The 21,414-nt window shown below is 67.4% G+C and carries 20 protein-coding genes and 1 tRNA gene; 8 read left to right on the top strand and 13 right to left on the bottom strand.

Annotated features, from left to right (window positions below; genetic code table 11):
* Positions 1-17 precede the first annotated feature (17 nt).
* Both ACIQTX_RS05440 and ACIQTX_RS05435 read right to left on the bottom strand, forming a co-directional pair.
* On the bottom strand, positions 18-893 hold the full coding sequence (locus tag ACIQTX_RS05440) for a heme o synthase (protein ID WP_402969887.1): 876 nt from the start codon (positions 891-893) through the stop codon (positions 18-20).
* A gap of 6 nt (positions 894-899) precedes the next feature.
* Positions 900-1,679 carry a YggS family pyridoxal phosphate-dependent enzyme gene (locus tag ACIQTX_RS05435; RefSeq protein ID WP_402969884.1) on the bottom strand — a complete coding sequence of 260 codons (780 nt, stop codon included), beginning with the start codon at positions 1,677-1,679 and terminating at the stop codon, positions 900-902.
* A 53-nt stretch (positions 1,680-1,732) separates the two neighbouring features.
* Between ACIQTX_RS05435 and gabT the strand changes: the two genes are divergently transcribed.
* Positions 1,733-3,070, top strand: a complete 1,338-nt coding sequence (gabT, locus tag ACIQTX_RS05430) for a 4-aminobutyrate--2-oxoglutarate transaminase (RefSeq protein ID WP_402969881.1) — start codon at positions 1,733-1,735, stop codon at positions 3,068-3,070.
* A 37-nt stretch (positions 3,071-3,107) separates the two neighbouring features.
* Here the strand turns inward: gabT and ACIQTX_RS05425 are convergent, their stop codons facing one another.
* Complete coding sequence (locus ACIQTX_RS05425; RefSeq protein WP_402969879.1) at positions 3,108-3,788, bottom strand: HAD-IA family hydrolase; 681 nt, start codon at positions 3,786-3,788, stop codon at positions 3,108-3,110.
* A gap of 52 nt (positions 3,789-3,840) precedes the next feature.
* Here ACIQTX_RS05425 and ACIQTX_RS05420 point away from each other — a divergent pair, with 52 nt between their 5' ends.
* Positions 3,841-4,848 (top strand): type I glyceraldehyde-3-phosphate dehydrogenase, encoded by a 1,008-nt coding sequence (locus tag ACIQTX_RS05420; protein ID WP_402969876.1) that lies wholly within the window; start codon positions 3,841-3,843, stop codon positions 4,846-4,848.
* A 3-nt stretch (positions 4,849-4,851) separates the two neighbouring features.
* On the top strand, positions 4,852-5,589 hold the full coding sequence (locus ACIQTX_RS05415; protein WP_402969874.1) for a glutamine amidotransferase: 738 nt from the start codon (positions 4,852-4,854) through the stop codon (positions 5,587-5,589).
* 58 nt (positions 5,590-5,647) lie between these two features.
* Here the strand turns inward: ACIQTX_RS05415 and ACIQTX_RS05410 are convergent, their stop codons facing one another.
* Positions 5,648-6,193, bottom strand: coding sequence for a carboxymuconolactone decarboxylase family protein (locus ACIQTX_RS05410; RefSeq protein ID WP_402969871.1), 546 nt, complete (start codon positions 6,191-6,193; stop codon positions 5,648-5,650).
* Between the two features lie 123 nt (positions 6,194-6,316).
* Between ACIQTX_RS05410 and ACIQTX_RS05405 the strand changes: the two genes are divergently transcribed.
* Entirely contained in the window at positions 6,317-7,168 is an 852-nt protein-coding gene (locus tag ACIQTX_RS05405; protein ID WP_402969868.1) for an AraC family transcriptional regulator, read from the top strand.
* A 14-nt stretch (positions 7,169-7,182) separates the two neighbouring features.
* Here ACIQTX_RS05405 and ACIQTX_RS05400 read toward each other — a convergent pair.
* The 3 genes from ACIQTX_RS05400 to ACIQTX_RS05390 all read right to left on the bottom strand — a co-directional run bounded on the left by ACIQTX_RS05400 (position 7,183) and on the right by ACIQTX_RS05390 (position 9,875).
* Positions 7,183-7,253, bottom strand: a tRNA-Cys gene (locus tag ACIQTX_RS05400).
* A gap of 13 nt (positions 7,254-7,266) precedes the next feature.
* The gene (locus ACIQTX_RS05395; RefSeq protein WP_402969865.1) at positions 7,267-8,517 is read right to left on the bottom strand and encodes an aminotransferase class I/II-fold pyridoxal phosphate-dependent enzyme; all 1,251 of its coding nucleotides are present in this window, start codon (positions 8,515-8,517) and stop codon (positions 7,267-7,269) included.
* Positions 8,514-9,875 carry an aminotransferase class I/II-fold pyridoxal phosphate-dependent enzyme gene (locus ACIQTX_RS05390; protein WP_402969862.1) on the bottom strand — a complete coding sequence of 454 codons (1,362 nt, stop codon included), beginning with the start codon at positions 9,873-9,875 and terminating at the stop codon, positions 8,514-8,516. The genes ACIQTX_RS05395 and ACIQTX_RS05390 overlap by 4 nt, the downstream gene beginning before the upstream one ends.
* A gap of 100 nt (positions 9,876-9,975) precedes the next feature.
* Here ACIQTX_RS05390 and ACIQTX_RS05385 point away from each other — a divergent pair, with 100 nt between their 5' ends.
* Positions 9,976-10,761: a DNA/RNA non-specific endonuclease gene (locus ACIQTX_RS05385; protein WP_402969859.1), complete on the top strand. Its 786-nt coding sequence runs from the start codon at positions 9,976-9,978 to the stop codon at positions 10,759-10,761.
* 103 nt (positions 10,762-10,864) lie between these two features.
* Positions 10,865-11,968 (top strand): GntR family transcriptional regulator, encoded by a 1,104-nt coding sequence (locus tag ACIQTX_RS05380; protein ID WP_402969856.1) that lies wholly within the window; start codon positions 10,865-10,867, stop codon positions 11,966-11,968.
* 59 nt (positions 11,969-12,027) lie between these two features.
* Here ACIQTX_RS05380 and ACIQTX_RS05375 read toward each other — a convergent pair whose 3' ends face one another.
* From ACIQTX_RS05375 to ACIQTX_RS05355, 5 genes are all read right to left on the bottom strand, one after another.
* Positions 12,028-13,140, bottom strand: a complete 1,113-nt coding sequence (locus tag ACIQTX_RS05375; protein ID WP_402969853.1) for a glycoside hydrolase family 76 protein — start codon at positions 13,138-13,140, stop codon at positions 12,028-12,030.
* A gap of 61 nt (positions 13,141-13,201) precedes the next feature.
* On the bottom strand, positions 13,202-14,449 hold the full coding sequence (locus tag ACIQTX_RS05370; protein ID WP_402969850.1) for an ABC transporter substrate-binding protein: 1,248 nt from the start codon (positions 14,447-14,449) through the stop codon (positions 13,202-13,204).
* A gap of 82 nt (positions 14,450-14,531) precedes the next feature.
* A complete protein-coding gene (locus tag ACIQTX_RS05365) occupies positions 14,532-15,485 on the bottom strand; it encodes a carbohydrate ABC transporter permease (protein WP_402969846.1) in 954 nt (317 codons plus the stop codon).
* Positions 15,485-16,450, bottom strand: coding sequence for a carbohydrate ABC transporter permease (locus tag ACIQTX_RS05360; RefSeq protein WP_402969843.1), 966 nt, complete (start codon positions 16,448-16,450; stop codon positions 15,485-15,487). The genes ACIQTX_RS05365 and ACIQTX_RS05360 overlap by 1 nt, the downstream gene beginning before the upstream one ends.
* Positions 16,447-17,772, bottom strand: coding sequence for a glycoside hydrolase family 125 protein (locus tag ACIQTX_RS05355; RefSeq protein WP_402969840.1), 1,326 nt, complete (start codon positions 17,770-17,772; stop codon positions 16,447-16,449). Before ACIQTX_RS05355 ends, ACIQTX_RS05360 begins: the two co-directional genes overlap by 4 nt.
* Positions 17,773-17,969: 197 nt before the next feature.
* Here ACIQTX_RS05355 and ACIQTX_RS05350 point away from each other — a divergent pair, with 197 nt between their 5' ends.
* On the top strand, positions 17,970-19,487 hold the full coding sequence (locus ACIQTX_RS05350; protein WP_402969838.1) for a glycoside hydrolase family 76 protein: 1,518 nt from the start codon (positions 17,970-17,972) through the stop codon (positions 19,485-19,487).
* 130 nt (positions 19,488-19,617) lie between these two features.
* Entirely contained in the window at positions 19,618-20,352 is a 735-nt protein-coding gene (locus ACIQTX_RS05345) for a hypothetical protein (RefSeq protein WP_402969835.1), read from the top strand.
* Here the strand turns inward: ACIQTX_RS05345 and ACIQTX_RS05340 are convergent.
* Positions 20,316-21,404 carry an alkene reductase gene (locus ACIQTX_RS05340; protein WP_402969832.1) on the bottom strand — a complete coding sequence of 363 codons (1,089 nt, stop codon included), beginning with the start codon at positions 21,402-21,404 and terminating at the stop codon, positions 20,316-20,318. The two genes, ACIQTX_RS05345 and ACIQTX_RS05340, sit on opposite strands and share 37 nt — an antisense overlap.
* Positions 21,405-21,414 lie beyond the last annotated feature (10 nt).

Below are 21,414 nucleotides of genomic sequence, written 5' to 3'. Positions count from 1 at the left end.
TTCCGGCGAGCGCGATCTCACCGAGCGAGGAGCGGATCGACCCCGACCGCGATGAACAGCACCGCGAGGTAGATGATCGACGCTCGGAAGACCAACATCGGCCGCAGCTCGCCACCTCGTCGATCGCGCACGCGCATGCGGTGCGCCGAGAAGAGGAAGCCCGCGCCGGCTGCCAGCGCCGCCGCCCCGTACAGCCAGCTGACCTCTGCGACGAACGGGAGCACGAGGGAGCAGACGACCGTCGCCCAGGCGAACCCGATCACCCGCACGGCGACGTAGCCGGCATCACGCGTCGCACCGAGCATCGGCACACCTGCTCGACGATAGTCGTCGCGGTAGCGGATCGAGAGCGGCCAGTAGTGGGCGGGGGTCCAGAAGAAGACCACCAGGAACAGCACGATCGCCGGCCACTCGACACTGCCGCGCACTGCACTCCAGCCGACGAGGACGGGAACGCACCCGGCGATGCCACCCCAGACGATGTTCTGCTCGGTGCGACGCTTCAGGAGCAGCGTGTAGAAGACGACGTACAGGACCAGACCCGCCGCCGAGAGCGCCGTGGGGAGCGGTCCGACCGTCACGAGCATCCAGATGACGGATGCGGCGGCGAGCACCCATGCGAAAGTCAGGCCCGCCCGCGGCGAGATGACCCCGGTGACCAACGGGCGCTGCGCCGTGCGCTCCATCAACGCATCGCTCTCCCGCTCGATGTACATGTTGAAGGCCCCTGCCGAGCCCGCACTCAGCGCGCCCCCGAGGAGCACTGCGGCCATCAGGCCGAGGTCGGGCAGTCCGTCGGCTGCGAACACCATGACCGGGATCGTGGTGACGAGCAGCAGTTCGAGGATCCGGGGCTTGGTGAGTTCGAGGTACGCACGCAGGATCCTCAGCACGTGCGCTCAGGCCTCCGGCCAGTAGTAGCTGTCCGGCAGTGCGCGGGCGCCGAAGATCGCTTGTCCGACGCGCACGCAGGTCGCGCCCTCCTCGACGGCGATCTCGTAGTCGCCGGACATTCCCATCGACAGCTCGCCTGCGCCGATCAGGTCGGGCGCGTCTTCTCTGGCCTGATCGCGCAGCGTGCGCAACAGCGAGAAGCACTCCCGCACACGCGCGTCGTCCGGAGTCAGGATGGCGAGAGTCATCAGGCCCCGCACGCGAAGCGTCTCGTAGGAGGGCATCGCCTCGAGGAATGCGGGAAGCTCTTCCGGCGGCATGCCGAACTTGGAGTCCTCCGCCGAGGTGTTCACCTGCACGAACACGTCGAGACTGCGCCCCGCAGCCTGGAGTCGGCGGTCGAGCGCCTCGGCGACCCGCAGTCGATCCAAAGCCTGGAACTCGGTCGCGAACGCGGCGACATCTCTGGCCTTGTTGGTCTGCAGGTGTCCGATGATCGACCAGGACACATCGAGGTCGGCCGTCTCGCTGTTCTTGCGAACGGCTTCCTGCACCTTGTTCTCGCCCAGCAGGCGCATGCCCGACTGGATCGCGACACGAACCCGGTCGGTCGGCACGGTCTTGCTCACCGGGAGCAGCGTCACATCTTCCGGCGAGCGGCCCGCCCGCCGTGCGGCCGCGGAGATGCGGGCCTGGACGCCGGCGATGTTGTGGCGGAAGTCTTCAACCGTGAACGCAGTGGGGTAGCGATCGTCAGCCTCGATCGACTCTTCCATCTTTGACATAGGTCAAAGACTAACATAGTCTTAGGCCGATTCTGCCGAACAAAGGAGCCATCATGCCCACCCACGTCGCGCTTCCCGACCTCTCGTCGGCTCCGTCCGTGCGCACCGAGATCCCCGGCCCGATCAGCCGCGCGATCCACGAGCGGCGCATGCGAACGGTCGCGCGCGGCGTCGGCAGCGTGCTGCCCGTCTACATCGAGCACGCCGACGGCCCCTGGGTCACGGACGTCGACGGCAATCGGTTCCTCGACCTGGGAAGCGGCATCGGCGTCACCACGATCGGACATGGAAACCCTGCGGCGACCGCTGCCGCCGCAGCACAGCTCGAGATGGTGACGCACACCCTCTTCACCGTGACCCCCTACGAGGGGTACGTACGGTTGGCCGAACGACTCGCGGAGAAGACCCCCGGCGACCACGAGAAGCGCTCGGTGTTCGTGAACTCGGGCGCAGAGGCTGTGGAGAACGCGGTCAAGATCGCCAGGAGGTACACCGGTCGCCGTGCAGTGGCAGCCCTCGACCACGCCTTCCACGGGCGCACCAACCTCACCCTCGCGATGAACCACAAGGCGGCGTATGGCACCGGCTTCGGCCCGTTCGCCCCGGACATCCATCGGGTGCCCAACTCCTACCCCTACCGCGACGGCCTCACCGGCGAGCAGGCGGCGCAGCGCACGATCGCTCACCTCGAGCAGCGCATCGGCGTCACCGACCTTGCCGCCCTCATCGCCGAACCGATCCAGGGCGAGGGTGGATTCGTCGTCCCGGCCGAGGGCTACCTGCCCGCGCTGCAGGAATGGTGCACCCGTAACGGCATCGTCTTCATCGCGGACGAGATCCAGACCGGCCTCGGGCGCACCGGCACCTGGTTCGCGAGCGAACGCTTCGGCCTCGTGCCCGATCTGGTGCTCACCGCCAAGGGCATCGCCGCTGGACTGCCCCTGGCCGGAGTCACCGGCCGCGCCGAGATCATGGATGCGCCCGATCCGGGCGGGCTCGGTGGGACGTTCGGCGGCAACCCGGTGTCCATCGCGTCCGCCCTGGCGGTCTTCGACGAGCTCGAGCACGGCGACTACTTCGCTGAAGCGCTGCGCATCGGAGGTCGACTCCAGCACCACCTGACCGACCTCGCCTCACGCCACCCGCTGATCGGCGACGTCCGCGGCATGGGCGCCATGTACGCATTCGAGCTGAGCGAACCGGGCACTTCACTCCCGGCAGCCGGCGCCGCCTCCGCGATCGCCGCGTTCGCCGCGCAGCACGGCCTCCTGCTGCTGACCGCCGGCAGCGATTCGAACGTCATCCGCTTCCTGCCGACGCTCACAACCACCGATGACCAGATCGACATCGCGATGGACGTGATCGACCGCGCACTGACGACGCTCGGCTGATCGACTGATCGACTGACCGGCTGACCGGCTGACCGACTCAGCCGAGCGCGGCGGCCGCGTCGACGACGAGGACTCCGGCACGCCACCGCACGCTGCGGAGATCGGCGACGATCAGGTCGGGGTCGCCGTCGGCAGACCCCGCCCCCACTCCGATCACGACACCGACACCTGCCGCTCGCGCTGCCCGGATTCCGGGAACGGAGTCCTCGAACACCACGCAGTCCTCCGGAGCGCGGGCCAACCGGTGCGCGCCGAGCAGATACGGGTCGGGCTCGGGCTTTCCCCGCAGCACGTCTTCGGCGGCGACGAGGACCTGTGGGCGAGCGATGTCCGAGCTCCGCAACCGCGCCATCGCGACGGCTCGATTGCTGCTCGTCACGACGGCCCAGGCGTCGCGGGGCAGCGCGGCGACCAGTCGTGCAGCGCCCGGGATCTCACTCGTATGCACTGCCGCCTCGATCTCGAGCGCGATCAGCTCGGCGGTCGCATCGATCGCGGCCTCAGGGCCGACGAGGCCGGCGACGACCTCACTCGGTCTCATGCCGTGCGGCGCATCCCGCAGGAAGTCGAACGACGGAGCGTGCCTGCTCGCCCACGCAGCCCACGCCGGTGCGGCGGCAGCTACCGAGTCGACCAGCACGCCATCGCAGTCGAACAGCAATCCGGCTCCCGTGAACTCCCAGGATTCCCCGTTCCGCACATGTGATAATTTTGGCATAGGCCAAAAGTATCATCCGGCACGGGGGGACCGCGCCGCGGAGGGGAACACCATGCCAACGAGAATCGCCGTCAATGGACTCGGTCGAATAGGTCGCAACCAGCTTCGGCTGCTGCTGGCGCGCAGATCGGATCTGGAGCTCGTCGCCGTGAACGACCCGCGCGGCACGCGCGCCATCGTCGAGCAGCTGAAGCGAGATGGGGACAGCGGCCCATCGACACGAGGAGTGCGGCACGACGAGAACCACCTCTTCCTCAACGGCCATGCGCTCCGGATGTTCTCCGAGCGTGATCCGGAGCGCCTGCCCTGGGCGGAGCTCGGCGTCGACATCGTGATCGAGGCCACCGGCTCCGACACCCGCGCCGACGTCGCCAGGAAGCACCTGATCGCCGGAGCGAAGAAGGTGATCATGACGGCTCCCTCCGCGGGCGACGACGGAACCTTCATGCTCGGCGTGAACGAGCAGGCGTACGACCCGGACCGACACCATGTCATCTCCAGCGCCTCGTGCACCACGAACTGCCTGGCGCCGGTCGCGAAGGTCTTCCACGAGGCGTTCGGGATCGACGCGGGCCTGCTCACGACGATCCATGCCGACTCGACGGACCAGCTCTTCCCCGACGTCCCGCACACCGATCCTCGCTCGACGGCGAAGAGGCACGGGAAGATCACCTCGAGCAGCGCGGGCGTGGCACTGGCCATCGGCCGCGTCCTTCCCGAGCTCGACGACGGTCGCCTCGACGGCTACGCCGTGCGGGTTCCTGAGATCAGCGGCTCGATCACGCACCTCACCGTCACGGCTTCCCGCCCCGTGACCGCCGCCGAGGTCAAGGCCGCGTATGAGACGGCTGCCGACGGCTCCCTCAAGGGGATCCTGCGGTGCGCCGACGACGAGATCGCCGTCACCGACACCATCATCGACCCGCACTCATCGATCCTGGATGCCGGGCTGATCCGGGTGATCGGATCCCAGGTGAAGATCTCCGCCTGGTACGACGACGAATGGGGATACTCGCACCGTCTCACCGAACTCGCCGAATTCGTGGCAGAGAGGCTGTAAAGCATGACGACCCTCGACACGCGTCCGCGCACCGCGCTAGCGTTCCGGCATGTCCATTTCGAAGACCTGGGGATCATCGAGCCTCTGCTGATCGAACGCGGATACCGAGTGGAGTACACCGACCTCGGTATCGAGGCCATCGACATCGAGCAGGTGGACGAAGCCGACCTGCTGATCGTGCTGGGCGGTCCGATCGGCGTGAGCGACACCGACGGCTATCCCTTCCTGCACGCGTCGAAAGAGGCCGTCGCGCACCGCCTCAGCAGTGGCCGCCCCCTTCTGGGAGTCTGTCTCGGCGCCCAGCTCATCGCCGAGGCACTCGGGGCCGACGTGCGCCCGACCGGAGCCGTGGAGATCGGGTATGCGCCGCTGGAGCTCACCGACGAGGGGCTCAATTCACCGCTCGCACCGCTCGAGGGGATGCCCGTGCTGCATTGGCACGGCGACGCCTTCACGATTCCGGAGGCTGCCCGGCACCTCGCACGCACTCCTGGGTTTCCGAATCAGGCGTTCAGCACCGACTCCGTACTCGCCTTCCAGTTCCACCTGGAGGCCGACCACCGCACCATCGGACGCTGGCTGATCGGCCACGCGCACGAACTGCATCACAACGGCATCGACCCGCGAACGATCCGGGACGACGCTAAGCGCTACGGTCCGCAGCTCGAAAGTGCGGCGCGCACCACGATCGGGGCCTGGCTGGATGGACTCGGAAACGCGACTCCGATCGCCGCCGGCTGAGCACCGGCGTCGACGACGAAGGGCCGGGCCCGCATGGACCCGGCCCTTCGTGTGAGCGTCAGCTCGCGCGGCGCAATGCCACGCTCGGGAAGTCGATCGGGACGTCCAGCGCGATGTTCACGTAGTTCGTGAACAGGTTCAGCGCGACCTGGCCGATCGTCTCGACGATCTGCTCGTCGTTCCAGCCCTGGGCACGGACGGCGTCGACATCGGCCGACGACACCTGGCCGCGTTCGTCGACGAGCTTCAGCGCGAAGGCGAGCAGCGCCGCCGTGCGCGGGTCGTCGGACTCGCCGCTCTGCGCTGCAGTGAGGGTCTCGCGTGTGAGACCGGCCTTCTTGCCGAGCGCGGTGTGCGCTGCGAGGCAGTACTGGCAGGAGTTGCGGTCGGCGACGGCCACGGCGATCTGCTCGCCGAGGGCCGGGCCCAGAGTGCCACCGCCGAACGCGCCGAACGCGCCCCACATGCTGGTGAGAGCAGCGGGAGAGTTGGCGACGGCGCGGAACATGGCCGGGACAGCTCCGAAGGCGCCAGCGATCTGGTCGAGCTGCTCCTTGACGTTTCCGGTGGCGTTTTCGCGGTCGATGAGAGGGACGTTGGGCACGAGATGCTCCTTCGATGATGGGATGAGGCCCGGTTCGGCCACATCCCCAGTCTGACGAAATCTCTCGGACGATACGCACCAAAGAGTCTTGCTTTCATGACAAATCGTCCAGATAATGGAGGCATGCCTTCGCTCGACCGCCTCTCGCCACTTCTCGAGCGCTTCCGTGTGCGCACCCGCCTGTTCCACAGCGGGCCTCTGTGCGGAACGACCGTCTTCCCCTCGAGCGGCGGACACGGCTTCCTGCACGTGCTGCGGCGCGGAGAGATGGAGGTCACTCATCGCCGCGCCGACGGCAGCACGGAGCGCGAGGTGATCACGCGACCGAGCCTGCTGTTCTTCCCCCGCCCGCTCGATCACTCCTTCATCAACGCGCCGACCGACGAATCCGACTTCGCGTGCGCGACGCTCGACTTCGACGGCGGGGCCACTCATCCGCTGGTGCGCACACTGCCATCGGTGATCGTCCTGCCCCTCGACGAGGTGGCGACGCTCAGCCCCGCACTCGACCTGCTGTTCTCAGAAGTCGACAACGTCCGCTGCGGGCGCCCCCTGGTGGCAGACCGGATGTTCGAGGTCATCCTGATCCAGCTGCTGCGGTGGATGCTCGATCACACCGAGCGGCTCGAACTCCCGCCGGGCCTGATCCCCGGGCTCGCAGATGAGCGGCTCGCCCCTGCGCTGGTCGCGATCCACGAAGCCCCCGGCGACCCCTGGAATCTGGATTCCCTCGCACGCACGGCCAACATGTCTCGAAGCGCGTTCGCCGCCCGCTTCAAAGAGGTGCTCGGACGCTCGCCCGGCGACTACCTCACGGAGTGGCGGCTCACGATCGCACAGGAGCAGCTGCGTGCGGGCATGTCGGTGAGCTCTGTAGCGGCGGAGCTCGGCTACGCGAGCGCTTCGGCGTTCTCGCGGGTCTTCGCTCAGCGCGTCGGCCACTCGCCGCGGGCGTGGCTGGCGCTGGCCGCCTGATCTTGCCTGGTCTGAGGTGGAGGCAGGATTCGAACCTGCGTGCACGGTCTTGCGGACCGCGACCTGGCCACTCGGTCACTCCACCGGGTCGGATGCGTTCAGCGCCGCGGCGGTGAGTATCCGTTCAGGAACACACCGAAACGTCGAATCGCGTCGGTGAGCACATCGGCCTCCGGAAGGAACGCGATCCGGAGGTGGTCGGGGGTGTTGAGGTTGAATGCCCTGCCGTGCACGAGCAGGATCCGCTCCGCGTCGAGAAAGTCGAGCACCAGCCGCTCGTCGTCGTCGATGCGGTGCACGTCGGGATCCAGGCGCGGAAAGAGATAGAGGCCGCCACCGGCCGGCTGCGTGTCGACGCCCGCAATCGCATCGAGGGCGGCGAGCGCAGCATCCCGTTGCCGCGTGAGCCGACCGTCGGGTGCGACCAGGGCCTCGAGCGAGGTGTCCTGCGTCAACGCCGCGGTAATGGCGTGCTGCGCCGGCACCGACGCACACATCCGCATCGAAGCCAGCAGGCGCACGCCGGAGAGGAACGGGTCGTCCGGGTGGAAGCCGGTCGTCGTCATCCACGCGGCACGGTATCCCGCGACGCGGTGCGTCTTGGAGAGTCCGGCGAATGTGACGCACGGGACATCGGGCGCGACCTGCGCCATCGAGACGTGCTCGAACCCGGGGTAGATGACACGGTCGTAGATCTCGTCCGAGAGCAGGAGGAGCCCGTGACGTCTGGCGAGCTCGGCGATCTGCTCGAGCACCGCGCGTCCGTAGACCGCGCCCGTCGGGTTGTTCGGGTTGATGACGACGATCGCCACGGTGCGCGGACCGATCAGCGACTCCATGGCAGCCAGATCCGGCGTCCAGCCGTCGGACTCGACGCAGGGATAGTGCACGGCTCGGCCACCGGCCAGCACCGTCGACGCCGTCCAGAGCGGATAGTCCGGACTCGGGATCAGCACCTCGTCGCCCTGCTCGATCAACGCCTGCAGAGTCAGACCGACGAGCTCGGAGACGCCGTTGCCGACCGTGATGTCGTCGATCCCGAGAGCGGGAAAACCGGCACGAAGCGCGTAATGCCCGCTGATCGCCTCGCGGGTCTCCGGAAGACCTGCGGACTCGGAGTATCCGTGTGCGTGCGGGAGGGCTGACCTGAGCGCCTCGACGATGGCATCCGGAGCCTCGAATCCGAACGGTGCCGGGTTGCCGATGTTGAGACGGAGGATGGATTCTCCGCGCTTCTCCAGTTCAGCCGCGCGCTCTGCGACGGGTCCGCGCAGGTCGTAAAGCACACCCTCCAGCCGCGATGAACGTCCGATCCGATGCTCGGCGCCCCCTGGCCGAGGCGGGGTCACGCCGCTGCTCCGAAGGGACTCGCACCGCCGACGACAGCGATGAGGTCGTCGACCAGTCGCTGCATGTCGGCGTCATCGAGGTCGTGCACGGTCAGGCGCAGATGGGTCGAGCCGGGAGAAGTCGCAGGATCGATCGCGAACTCGGTGCCGGGGCGCACGAGCCATCCGCGCGGAGCGAGGCGACGGCTGACCTCGGTCGCGTCTTCGCGAGCGTCGACCCACACGTTGAGACCGCTGTCGCTCTGCACCTGCAGCCCGTGTGCGACGAGCTTCGACACGAACACGGCGTTGCGACGCGCGTAGTGCTCTCCTGCTTCGACGATCAGCTTCTGGGTGGCTTCATCGCGAAGCATCCCCGCGGCGAGCCGCTGCATCACATGACTCACCCACATGGTGCCGGGGCTGAGCCGCAGTGCCAGCCGGTGCGCGGTGACCGGATCGGATGCCGTCACCGCGAGGCGCATGTCGGGGCCGAGGAACTTCGACACCGAGCGCACCAGTGCCCAGCGCTGGTGCGTCGGCGCGATGATGCTCGAATACGGCGTCGGGTCGAGCAGCGAGAAGTGGTCGTCTTCGATGAGCAGCACGTGCGGATGGTCGACGAGGACCTCGCGCAGCTCCAGCGCGCGCGCAGCGCTCGTGCCGACACCGGTCGGGTTGTGCGCCCGCGGCGTGCAGACGATCGCGCGCGCACCGCTCTCGAGGGCGATGCGCAGCCCTTCGACCGTCATCCCCTCCCTGTCGACGGGGATCGCCACCGGGACGTATCCGGCGAGCCGCGCGGTGTGGATGCTGGAGAGGAAGCACGGGTCTTCGAGCCCGACCCGGTCGCCCTGCACCAGGGTCTGTGCGAGCAGACGCTCGACGGCATCGACCGCTCCGGCCGTGATCGACAGGCGGAACGGGCGTGGGTGATCTGTGGCGATCCACTGCGTCGCCCACTCGGCGAGGTCGGCGTCGATCACGGATTCGCCGTACAGCACGTGCGAGGGCGTGACCGAGGCGAAGGCTGTGGCCAGGTCGGGGAGGTGCGCGGCGTCGGGGTTGCCGCTGCCGATGTCGCGCAGCACCGACCCGGGCGTGAACCCCTCGTCGGGGTTCTGCTCCGGGCCGAGCACGGTGGTGCCGGTGCGGCCGCCCGTGACGGCGATCCGCGCGGTGACCAGCGAACGGTAGGCGGCCAGCACCGTGTTGCGATTGACGCCGAGGCGGGCGGCAAGGGAGCGCACCGAGGGAAGCTGGTCGCCGGGTGCGTATGCCCCGCGCTCGACGAGGTCGCGCACACTCTCGGAGATCTCCGCTGCAGTCGACCCGGAGATGCCGGCCGAGACGTCTTCGCGATCGGTTGCCTGAGCCATGGTTCGACCGTATTCGATCTTTTGACCTATGTCAAAGATTCACGCGGCTTTTCATGGCGATCCGGGGGTGCGCGTCGGAGGCACGGTGCACGATGAGAGCATGACCGACGGCTATGACCCCGACTTCCTCGGAACAGGACTGCCCATCCCCCGTCCCGCCCAGGTTGTCCGCCCGCTCCCTTACCCGCGTTTCACGGTTCTGCTCGACCCCAGGCGGCGGCTCGCGGCGGTGACAGCGGTGAACATCGACGGTGCCGGCCTGCAGAACCTGCCGCGCACCGGAGAGTGGCGACTCGACGAGCGGGTCGCCGCTGACGAGCAGACCGGACCCGCTGTGTACGCGCGGAACGACCTCGACCGCGGTCACCTCGTGCGCCGACGCGACCCGGGATGGGGCTCGGTCGCGGATGCGCGCCTGGCGAGCGAAGCGACCTTCTTCTACCCCAACGCCGCGCCCCAGGCCGCCGGCTTCAACCAGTCCAAGGAGCTCTGGCTCGGCCTCGAAGACCATGTGCTCACCTACGCGGAGGCGACCGATCAGCGGGTGTCGGTGTTCACGGCCCCAGTCCTCGCGGAGGACGACCCCGCGTATCGCGGCATCCGGGTGCCGCTGCGCTTCTGGAAGATCGCCGCCTGGCGGAGTCAGGATGCCCTCGCCGCCGCCGGCTTCGTGCTCGATCAGTCCGAGCTGATCGACACCGGCGGTGAGACGATCGCCGTCCCGCCACTCGGGGCCTTCCGCACGTTCCAAGTGCCGATCGCCGACATCGCCGCTCTGACGGGTATCGACTTCGGCGCACTGGCCGAGGCCGACGTGCTCGTGCGACCGGGCGCTCGCGAGTCCGAATGGCGGACCCTCGGCACTGCGGATGACATCGTGCTGTGAAGCGGGTCCGAGCCCACCGCACCGATTCCGCGCGCGGCGAGACAGATCCGGGATTCGCGCTGTAGATTAAATATAACAATTCGGTGCAGGGGGACGGTCAACAGTGCTCTACAAACAGGTGTACGAGTCGTTGCGCGAAGCGATCGCGCAGGGAACATACCCCGTCGGCGACAAGCTGCCGTCCGAAGCCGAGCTTTCGAAGCGATTCGACGTGAGTCCGATCACCGTGAAGCGTGCACTCGAGCTGCTCCGTACCGACGGAATGATCATGCGCCGCCCCCGCATCGGTACCGTGGTCACGAGTTCGACCCCGACGGCCGCTCGCGCCGGGGCTAACCCCGAGAACTCGGCGCATCTGATCGGCTGCGTGCTGACGAGCTTCGACGACACCTTCGGGAACAAGGTCATCGAGGGCATCCTCGCGGCCGCCGGCGCCGACACGCACATCATCATCAAGCGCTCCGGAGGCGATCGCTCCGAGGAGGACGCCTGCATCCGCGCCCTCGTCGACGCGGGCGTCGAGGGGATCATCCTCCTGCCCAGTTCGTCGGAGTACATTCCCCCGGCCGCGCTCGAACTCGTCACACGACGATTCCCCGTGGTCATCCTCGACCGCCTCTTCGACGGCATCCCGGTCTCTGCGGTCTGCTCGGACAACCTGAGCGGCGGCCGCACGGCGACCGAGCACTTGCTCGGGCTCGGACACCAGACCGTCGGCTTCGTGAGCTCGGCGAGCCACGTCTCGTCGAGCGACGATCGACGAAACGGCTACATCCACGCGCACGCGACGAACCACCTGCCGCTCGAGAACCGCGCGGAGCTGCACACCATCGGCTCCACCGTGCCAGGGAGCACGGACACGGTGGAGGACGACATCGAGCGGCTGGTCGAGTTCGTGCGGGAGCATCCGGACATCACCGGATACGTCGCCGCGGAGTACAACATCGCGCTCATGCTGCGTGAGGCCTGCGACCGCATCGGCCTGCGTATCCCCGAAGACATCTCCGTGGTCTGCTTCGACCACCCAGACGCGTTCTTCGACACCGGGATCTTCCGCTTCACGCACATCCGTCAGGCGCAGCGCGATCTGGGCGTCAAGGGCGTGGAGTCCGTGCAGCGCCAGATCGCCGCGCCGCACGCGATCGAGAAGATCGTCCTGCCGACCGAGCTCGTGCTCGGCGCCTCCACCGCCGCGCCTCGCCCCTGACGCACGATGCCCACCGGGCTGCGGGTGCAGCGCGATGGGCATCGGCGAGGCGAACGAGGCTACTCGGCGGCGTGACCCGCCCCTACCGTCACAGCCTCCGCGCCTTCAGCGCGGGCCTCGAGCCGCGCACGCTGCTCGACGGCGAAGATCGCGCTGAGCGCCGTGGAGTACGGAACCCACTCCGCCGGCGCCTCGGACCAGTCGTTCCCGGGGCGCAGCAGACCATCGACCTGCCCGTTCGCCCACAGGGCGTCGGTGCTCGCGCGCAGGAAGCCCTCCAGCACCGCGCGCTCGTCTTCGAAGCGGTCCTCACCCGGCAGTACGGCCAGAAGCTCGCCGAGATAGCGGTAGTACACGCCCTTGAACAGCCCCTCGTCACCGCCGTCGCCCTCGTCGCGGAACACCGATCCGTCGCTGAGCTCCCGCACCGCGGTCACCGCCGTCTGCACGGCGCGGTCGAGGTAGCGGCGCTCCCCCGTCGCGGCATACAGCTCGACGGCCGCGCCGACATAGAGTCCCTGGTTGTAGGTGAACCGCCACTGCGAGTCGACGGCGCCGTCATCGTTGCGGTTGATCCCGTCCTCGACGAAGCCATCGGCGCCGACGAGATTCTCCGTCAGCCAGTCGAACGCCCGTTGCGCGTAGGTCAGGAAATCGCGGGAGGCGTCCAGGCGACTGAGGCGCACCCCCAAGATCACGAGCGGCCCGTTCGCAGGTGTGTTCTTGTATGCGAGCTGCTGCTTGCGCCACGCGAGGCTCCAGCCCAGAGTTTCGTTCCACCCCTCCGCGACGACATGCTCCCAGATCGCGATGGCCTCATCGAGGTACCGCTGCTCGCCTGTCGCCGCGTGCATCCGCTCGAGCGCGAGCGCGAACCAGAGCATGTCGTCGAAGTAGTCGTTGAAGAGCTGATCGCCGTTGCGCTCGATGATGTTCGCCCTGGCGCGGTCCGCCTGCTCGAGCCACGTGCGATCCGCGGTCCGCGCCCAGGCATCGACCCGCCCATCGATCACGTGAGCGAGCCACCAGTAGTTGAAGACCTCGGTGTTCCCGCGGTCGTGCGGGTGGCTGTTGGCGAGATACTGCGTGCCTTCCACGCCGAAGAAGTGGTCGAGGCTGCGCTGGGCGACGTCCGCATGTGCGGACCAGGTCTGCGCGGGAGTGCTGGTCATGATTCCTTTTCCTGTGTCGCAGGAGCGACGTTCGGGGATGGTCGGGCGAGCGGATACCGGCCTAGCGGTTCTTCGCGAGGATCTGATCGCCCTGCGTCTGGGCATCCGACAGCGCCTGCTCCGCGGAGATCTCACCGGAGAGGAAGCGCTCGAGCGCCGGCACGAGCGCCTTGCCCTCGACATCAGAGAAGCCCTGCACGTTCGGTCGGGCCTGGGCGTAGTTCATCGTCTCGATGAAGGCGGCGTAATGCTCGTCTTCCGTGAAGAACGGGTCGTTCGCGGCATCGATGTTGGCAGGGATCCAGCCCGAGATCTCACCGAAGGCGACGCCGTTCTCGGCCTCGGTGGTCCACCACTTCATGAACTCCCATGCGCCTTCGGCGTTCTTCGCCCCCTCCGGGATCACGAGGCCGAAGCCGCCCATGTACGCACCGGTGTCTCCGTCCGGGCCCGCCGGGGGCTGGGCGACGCCGTACTCGAGCCCGTCGACCTGGTCGAGAGTTGACAGCGCCCACGGTCCGTCGAGCTTCATGGCCGTGCGCCCCTCGGCGAAGGCGTCACCGGTGTCGCCGAAGCCCTGCTCGTACACGCCCGCGTCGAGCAGGCTCTGCCAGAAGTCGAGGACCTCGAGCCCCTCTGCGCTGTTGAACGCGGTCTTCGTCTCGTCGTCGTTCAGCAGCTGTCCGCCCGCCTGGGCCAGGTACATGCTGAACAGGCCGGGGTCGCTGAGGTCGAAGCCGGCTTGGGTGAGCTTGCCACCATCGCGCACGGTCATCGCCTCGGCAGCCGTTCGCAGTTCGTCCCAGTTCGTGGGCGCGGTCACACCGGCTCCGTCGAGAAGCGACTGGTTGTAGATCAGCGAACGGTTGTCGACCAGCAGCGGCAGGCCGTACAGCTTTCCGTCTACCTCCATCTCACCGAGCGCCGGCTCGTAGAAGACGCCGGTGTCGATGTCGTCCTCCTTCACGAAGTCGTCGATCGTCGCGAGCGCGCCCTTCGGCGCATAGAGCGAGGTCTGATAGCGGTCCCAGAGGACCACGTCGGGCACCTGCCCGCCAGCGAGAGCGGTGAGCAGCTTCTCCTCGACGAGCTCCTGCGGCACGTAGCTGACCTCGTAGTCATCCTGCGAGTCGTTGAATCGTGCAGCCTGCTCTTCGAGCTGCTTGACCTGGTCGCCGGACCAGGACCCCCACATGACGACGGGCTCGGGCCCGTCGCCCGCGCCGGTGTCGCCGGCCGAGCAGCCGGCCGCGGTCACCGCCAGTGTCGCCACGCCCAGCAGGGTAAGGGCTCGCAGGTGCTTCTTCATCGAAATCTCCTTGGTGGTTCGGATGGTGTTCGGGTGTGCTGAAGGAAAGTGCGGACAGGAATGCCGGCGCTGCGGACGAGAACTACTTCGCGCCCACGTGGGCGACGCCCTCGATGATGTAGCGCTGGGCGAAGAGGAAGACGAGGAGCACGGGGAGGCTCGCGACCACGGTGCCGGCCATGAGCGGCCCGAACGCGGTCTCGTAGTTGTTGACGAACGATGCGAGTCCGACCTGGACAGTCATCATGTCCTGACTGTTGAGCACGATGAGCGGCCAGAGGAAGTTGTTCCACCCAGCCTGGAAGCTGATGATGCCGAGCACCGCGAGACCCGCCTTCGCGAGGGGGAAGTAGATGATCGCGAAGATCCTGAACTCACTGGCGCCGTCGATCCGCGCGGCTTCCCCGAGCTCGTCGGGCAGGGTCTCGAAGAACTGCTTCATGAAGAAGACGGCGAACGCGCCGGCGGCTCCGGGGATGATGACGGCCCAGTAGGTGTTGATGAGGCCGAGGCCCCCCTGCCCGAAGACGTCGTTGCCACCCGCGAACGGGATCGACCGCAGGATCAGGAACGACGGGATCATCGTGATGATGCCGGGGATCATGAGTGACGAGAGGAACACCGCGAAGACCGCCCCGCGGCCACGGAACCGCAGCTTCGCGAGGGCGTACCCGCCGAGAGCTCCGAAGAAGATGTTCGTCGCCGCGCCGCCGACACCGAGCACGAGGGAGTTCACGAAGTAGCGCCCGAACGGGACCTCCTCGAACACCTGGAGGTAGTTCTCGATGGTCGGGTTCGCCGGAATGAGGTTCAGGGCGCCGGACAGGATCTCGCTCGCCGGCTTCAGCGATGTCGAGATCGTCCACACGAGCGGTGCGACCGTGACGATGCTGATCAGCACCACGCCGACGTACCAACCGATAGTGCCGAGGCGCTGCCGCGGGGTCTTGCGCCGGGTCGCGGGGATCGGACGCATGGCGGTGCTCGCCGCGAGCGCCGTCTCCAGCGCCCGACCGCCATTGAGCGTGTTGGTCATCAGACGTCCTTCCTGTTCGTGATCTTCGCGTTGAGCAGGGAGAAGATGAGGATGATGAGGAAGAGCACGAACGAGAGGGCGGACGCGTAGCCCATCTCGAGGGCGCCGAATCCCTTGTTGTAGATGTAATAGACCATCGTGACGGTCGAGTTTCCCGGCCCGCCCTTGGTCAGGACATACGCCTGATCGAACACCTGGAAGGCGCCGATGATGAGGAGCGTCGACACCAGGAACGTCGTGCGGGTGAGCGATGGCAACGTCACGTACCGGAACTGCTCCCAGGCGTTCGCACCGTCGATTCGTGCCGCCTCGTAGAGCTCGCCGGGCACCCCCTGCAGTCCCCCGAGGAAGATGATCATGTTCGCACCGAAGCCGGCCCAGACACTCATCATGACGATCGCGATCATCGCCCACTGCGATTCGTAGAGCCAGGCGGGACCGTCGATGCCGAACCAGCTCAGGACCACGTTCAGGAGCCCGTTCTGCGGGTTCAGCATCCAGAACCAGATGGTGGCTGTCGCGACCGTCGACGCGACGACTGGGATGTAGAAGAGCGTGCGGAAGAGACGGACGGCGCGGTGTCGTCGGTTCAGCAGCATCGCAGTGCCCAACGCCACGACGAGCCCCGCCGGCACGTAGAGCACCGTGTAGTAAGCCGTGTTCCGCAGGGCTATCCAGAAGAACGGATCGACGGCGATCTCGGCGTAGTTCTCCAGGCCGAGCCATTCGAAGTCGCCGACGATCGCATAGTCGGTGAAGCTCAGCACCAGCGCCATCACGATGGGCAGCGCCATAAACACGACGAAGAGGACGCCGGGAACGAGAAGGAAGAGCCAGGCGTTCCACGTCATCTGCCTCGCGGACGGATTGCCGCGCCTGCGGCGTCGAGGCGGTGCGGTCTCGGTCGGAGGCTTCGGCGAGGCCGCCGGTGCGGGCCGCGGCGGAGTGGCAGTCGGCGCGCTCATGCCGATCGCGCTTCCGTGAGTGGGCGACGCACCACGGTGCGAAGCCCGGCGACGTCGAGCACGAGCTCGCAGAACATCGCATTGGCCCAGGAGAACCAAGGACGCGTATAGACCTCCGGGTCGGTGGCGAGGAACGACTCGTGCATCAGGCCGGTGCCGGCATCCGTCTCGAGCAGCAGCTGGATGATGCGCGCCTTCTCGTCTCGGTCTCCGGTGGTGAGCCCCTCCACGCAGAGCGCGATCGGCCAGATATGGCCGTCCGGTGTGTGCGGGCTGCCGATGCCCCGTGCGATGGTTCCCGATGCGAGCGCTCCGGACACGTAGGTCAGGTTCGCCGGGCTGAGGAGGAATCCGCGCGTGGCGAGGTAGAGAGGATCATCTGTTCCGCACCAGCCCAGAAGAGGCAACGAGAGCAGGCTGGGCACGTTCGCGTCGTCGGTGAGGAGCACCTCGCCACGGCCGTCGATCTCATAGGCGTAGACGTCGCCGTGGCCCGCGACATCGGTCACTGCGTGCTCGGCGATGCCGCGCTCGATCTCGGCGCGGAGGTCACGCGCGCTCTCGGCGAGATCGCCGTCGTCGAGGACCTCCGTCGCGATCGCCTCGATGTGGGAGAGCTCCACCGCGGCGAACATGTTGCCGGGAACGTTGTACCCGTGGGTGCACGCGTCGTCGCTGGGGCGGAAGGCCGACCACGTGAGCCCCGTCGGCACGGTCTCCTCTCCGAGGCCGTCGCGGACGAGGGTGTCGCTGGGCGGGCAGTCGAATCGCTGGAACCGATAGCGCGACCGAGCGTCATGGTCCTGCTCCGTGCGCCAGAGCGCGATGATACGACGGGCGGCGTCGGCAAACGCCGCACCGAGATGGTCGGTCCTTCCGGTTGCGCTCCAGAGGTCGTGAGCGAGCTGCACCGGATAACAGAGCGAGTCGACCTCGTACTTGCGCTCCCACACCCACGGCGACTGCTCGGTCAGGTCGGACTGGTGCCCGTTTCCGTTCGGCTCCGCGTTGAAGGCGTTGGCATACGGGTCGAGTCGGATGTACTCGATCTGGCGACGGGACACGGCAGCGATCATGTCGGAGATGCCGGAATCCTCTGCGGCGAAGTGCAGATAGGGCGTGAGCTGCGCCGTCGAATCCCGCAGCCACATCGCCGGGATGTCGCCGGTGAGCATGAAGAGCGTTCCGTCCGGCATCTCGGTCAGCGTCGTGCCCAGAGTGTTCGCGAAGCAGCGCGCGAAGACGGCGACGGTCGCCGCGTCCACTCGTTCTCCGACGCGGTCGACGACGGATTGGACGAAGGCCGAATGGGTGTGAGCCACGGTGCTCCTCGGTAGGTGTCAGGACTCGCCCTGCACTGGGCGACACGGCCGAGTATAGGACGGAAATCGGAATCCGTCTATTAAAAGCTTTAAATATGTGGATTGCGACGCCTCAAGCGCTGAGAGGCTTGTGCTCCCGACAAGACGGGGATAGCTTGACCGCATTCAATATGTTTATTCCTGGAGGAGAGATTTCAATGAAGAGACCCACCGTCCTCGCCGGTACCGCGCTGCTCGTCGGCGCTCTCCTGGTTCCCCAACCGGCCCAGGCACTCACCGCGCCGCAGGCCGCCGACTCGTTCAGCGACTTCGTCGACGTCTACTGGGACGACAGCGCGAACTATTTCTTCACCTACAGCGACCATCAGATCCACCCGGAGCACGCGCACGGACCCCAGAGCGGCCTCTATACCGACTACTGGTGGGAGGCGCAGCTCTGGGAGATGGTGATGGACGTGTACGAGCGCACGGGCAGCACCGAGTCGAGGCAGATGATCGACGACGTCTACGACGGCTTCCAGACGCAGTACCCCGACTTCCGGGACAACGACTGGAACGATGACATCGGCTGGTGGGCCCGCGGCGCCATCCGGGCCTACGAACTGACCGGCGACGTCGAGTACCGCGACGACGCGATCGAGATGTTCGACTTCATCTACCAGTACGCGGATGCCACGTACGGCGGCGGCATCTGGTGGAAGAACGTCGACATCGGCGACGGCGAACGCAACGAGAAGAACGTCGCCACCAACGCGACCGCCGTGTACACCGCGATGAGGATCTACGCCGCCACCGGCGACATCGCCTACAAGACCAAGGCCCAGAGCCTGTTCAGTTGGCTCGACTCGAACTTCTACGCGAACGGGAAGCTTCGCGACCACATCGAGGGGACGGGACAGTACGTCGACTGGGACTGGACCTATAACCAGGGCAATTACGCGGGCGCCGCACTCGAGATGTACCTCGACTCGGGTGACCCGACGCAACTGGCACGGGCGGTCGCAGCAGTCGACTGGGCGGTCGACAACCTGACCTCGTCTGGCACTTTCCTGCGTGAGGGAGTCGATGACACCGGCGGCTTCAAGGCGATCCTCACGCGCAACATCCGCGCGCTCATCGACGAGGGCGGACAGACCCAGTACGAGCAACTGCTCACCGACAACGCGACGCAGGCGGCGAACCACCTGAACTCCGCGGGCATCGGCGCCTATGACTGGACGGCCCCCGCTCCGGAGCTGAGCATCTCGGCCACGCAGAGCCTCGCGGCAGCCGCGAGCGTCGCCATCATGCACCAGGCCGCGCCAGACGGTTACACCGGCGCCATCGAGGGCACGCGCACCTACGAGGCGGAGAACGCCGAGCGTTCAGGGGTCATCTCGGAGAGTGGCCAGAGCGGATACAGCGCCCGCGGCTACATCGGCGGCTGGATCGGCGACGGCTCCGGCGTCGCTTTCCATGCGAACGTCGTCGACGCCGGTACCTACGACCTCCAGTTCCGCTACACGGCGGCGGCAGGCAACGCCGTCAGAGCGCTGACGGTGAACGGGACCCCGACGTCGGTGTCGTTCCCCGGAACCTCGAGCTGGGGCGACTGGCAGACGAAGACGGTCAGCGTCACGCTCGCCGCCGGCTACAACCGCATCGATCTGCGGATGGACACGGGCACCGGCAGCACGAACTACGTGAACCTGGATCGGATGATCGTGGCCGACTGATGATGCTGCGCGGAGGGCCGACCCCGGGGGATCCTGGACGGCTCTCCGCGGAGCAACAGGAATCCCCACGCAGCCGCACCCGCCACCCGATACCCCTGCGGCCCGCGTGTACGTGGGCCACACTGGATCGATGGAGTTCAGCGGACACCTCCCCACCGACGCCCCCGACCCGAGCATCGAGTCAGAGGCCCGAGTGCGGAGCCTTCGGTTCCCCGTGTTCGAGCTCAGACCACAGCAGACACTCACCCGCGTGCCGATCGCCGGGTTCATGGAGAGCACCGGTGCGCCGGGACTCGAAGAGGTGTCGACGTCGTTCAGCTACACGCTGTGGCGCTATCCCGGCAACCACGCCGATCCGCGCAACGAGGTCGAACTGGATGAGGCGACGAGGCGTTCCCTCGAAGAAGAACCTCCGTGGGAACGCCCCGCCTGGCTGATCGAGCAGGTGAGGCTCTTCCGGTACCCGATGCTGTGGGAGGCGATCCGCACCTCCTGGCATGCTTCCCCTGGCCCCGAGCGGAGCTCCCTCTCCGAGCAGCTCGTCGCCCACACCAACCACATCCTGCGCAACCAGTTCCGCGAGGAGCTCGGGCTCTCGCCCGACCCGCGGTTCGACGCCGATGAGGCATGGGAAGCCACGACCACCGCGGTATCGCGCGCCTCGCTCGACGTCGACGGGGAGGACCACCCTGCCCTGCAGATCGACACCGACCCGTTCGTCTACAGCATCGGATTCCGCGTCGACGAACAGGTCGTGTGCACGATGGTCATTCCGCGGGACGCGCTGCCCTTGGTCGACCTCGCCGTCACGCGCCTCGCGCCGCGCCCTCAGACGCCGGCGCGCACCGACTCCAGCGACGGGTAGTCGCTGTACCCCTCCGCGGTGCGACCGTAGAACAGCTCGGGCCGCGGATCGTTGAGCTCCGCTCCCTGGATCCAGCGCTCGACCAGGTCGGGGTTGGCGATCACGGGGCGGCCGGCGGCGACGGCATCCGCCCATCCGTCCGCGACGAGTGCCTCGGCGTCTTCCCTGGTCGTCTCGAACGCGAAGCCGGTGTTGACGATCAGCGGAGCGCCCGCCGTGCGACGGATGTGCTGCACGAGCTCTCCCGCCGGGTCGGCATTGAGTACATCGATGAACGCGAGGCCGAGCGGGGCGAACCCCTCGGCCACAGCAGTGTAGGTCGCGCGGACGTCGGCGTCGTCCTCTTCGAGCACACCCTGGATGTTGTGCTGCGGCGAGAGCCGGATGCCGGTGCGGTCGGCTCCTACTGCGGCGGCGACGGCCGCGGTGACCTCGATCGCGAAACGCGCGCGGTTCTCGGGCGATCCGCCGTATCGGTCGTCGCGGATGTTCGACACCGGAGACAGGAACTCGTGCACGAGGTAGCCGTTCGCACCGTGCACCTCGACGCCGTCGAAGCCGGCGGCGATCGCGTTGCGCGCTGCCTGGGCGAACTGCTCGACGACCTCAGGGATCTCGTCGAGGGTGAGCGCGTGCGCGACCGGCAGGTCGGCCTTGCCCTCGGGTGTGCGCGTCTGTCCGGGGGCTGCGAGCGCGCTGGGGCCGACGACGCGCGCCGCCCCGGAGATCGCGGGGTGCCCCACGCGTCCGCCGTGCATGAGCTGCATGACGATCGTTCCGCCGGCGTCGTGAACCGCCGCTGTGATCGGCTTCCACGCCTCGATCTGCGCGGGCGTCACGATACCCGGCTGCCCGGGGTACGACTTGCCCTCGGCCACCGGCCAGACGCCCTCGGAGATGATGAGCCCTTGCCCCGCGCGCTGCCGGTAGTACTCCTCCATCGTCGCGGTGGGCACACCGTCGTCGTCCGCACGGGTGCGGGTGAGGGGCGCCATGACGACGCGGTTGGACAGCTGCAGGGCGCCGAAGGCGGCCGATTCGTAGAGAGTCACAGAGGGAGGT

The sequence above is a fragment of the Microbacterium sp. NPDC090281 genome, from assembly GCF_044769635.1.
Taxonomy (GTDB): domain Bacteria; phylum Actinomycetota; class Actinomycetes; order Actinomycetales; family Microbacteriaceae; genus Microbacterium.
This window is presented reverse-complemented; position numbering and strand designations above follow the sequence as displayed.

Coding starts and splice junctions, on each gene's coding strand:
- ACIQTX_RS05435 (WP_402969884.1), bottom strand. CDS start 1,679: ATGTCAAAGATGGAAGAGTCGATCGAGGCTGACGATCGCTACCCCACT.
- gabT (WP_402969881.1), top strand. CDS start 1,733: ATGCCCACCCACGTCGCGCTTCCCGACCTCTCGTCGGCTCCGTCCGTG.
- ACIQTX_RS05425 (WP_402969879.1), bottom strand. CDS start 3,788: ATGCCAAAATTATCACATGTGCGGAACGGGGAATCCTGGGAGTTCACG.
- ACIQTX_RS05420 (WP_402969876.1), top strand. CDS start 3,841: ATGCCAACGAGAATCGCCGTCAATGGACTCGGTCGAATAGGTCGCAAC.
- ACIQTX_RS05415 (WP_402969874.1), top strand. CDS start 4,852: ATGACGACCCTCGACACGCGTCCGCGCACCGCGCTAGCGTTCCGGCAT.
- ACIQTX_RS05405 (WP_402969868.1), top strand. CDS start 6,317: ATGCCTTCGCTCGACCGCCTCTCGCCACTTCTCGAGCGCTTCCGTGTG.
- ACIQTX_RS05390 (WP_402969862.1), bottom strand. CDS start 9,875: ATGGCTCAGGCAACCGATCGCGAAGACGTCTCGGCCGGCATCTCCGGG.
- ACIQTX_RS05385 (WP_402969859.1), top strand. CDS start 9,976: ATGACCGACGGCTATGACCCCGACTTCCTCGGAACAGGACTGCCCATC.
- ACIQTX_RS05375 (WP_402969853.1), bottom strand. CDS start 13,140: ATGACCAGCACTCCCGCGCAGACCTGGTCCGCACATGCGGACGTCGCC.
- ACIQTX_RS05370 (WP_402969850.1), bottom strand. CDS start 14,449: ATGAAGAAGCACCTGCGAGCCCTTACCCTGCTGGGCGTGGCGACACTG.
- ACIQTX_RS05365 (WP_402969846.1), bottom strand. CDS start 15,485: ATGACCAACACGCTCAATGGCGGTCGGGCGCTGGAGACGGCGCTCGCG.
- ACIQTX_RS05360 (WP_402969843.1), bottom strand. CDS start 16,450: ATGAGCGCGCCGACTGCCACTCCGCCGCGGCCCGCACCGGCGGCCTCG.
- ACIQTX_RS05350 (WP_402969838.1), top strand. CDS start 17,970: ATGAAGAGACCCACCGTCCTCGCCGGTACCGCGCTGCTCGTCGGCGCT.
- ACIQTX_RS05345 (WP_402969835.1), top strand. CDS start 19,618: ATGGAGTTCAGCGGACACCTCCCCACCGACGCCCCCGACCCGAGCATC.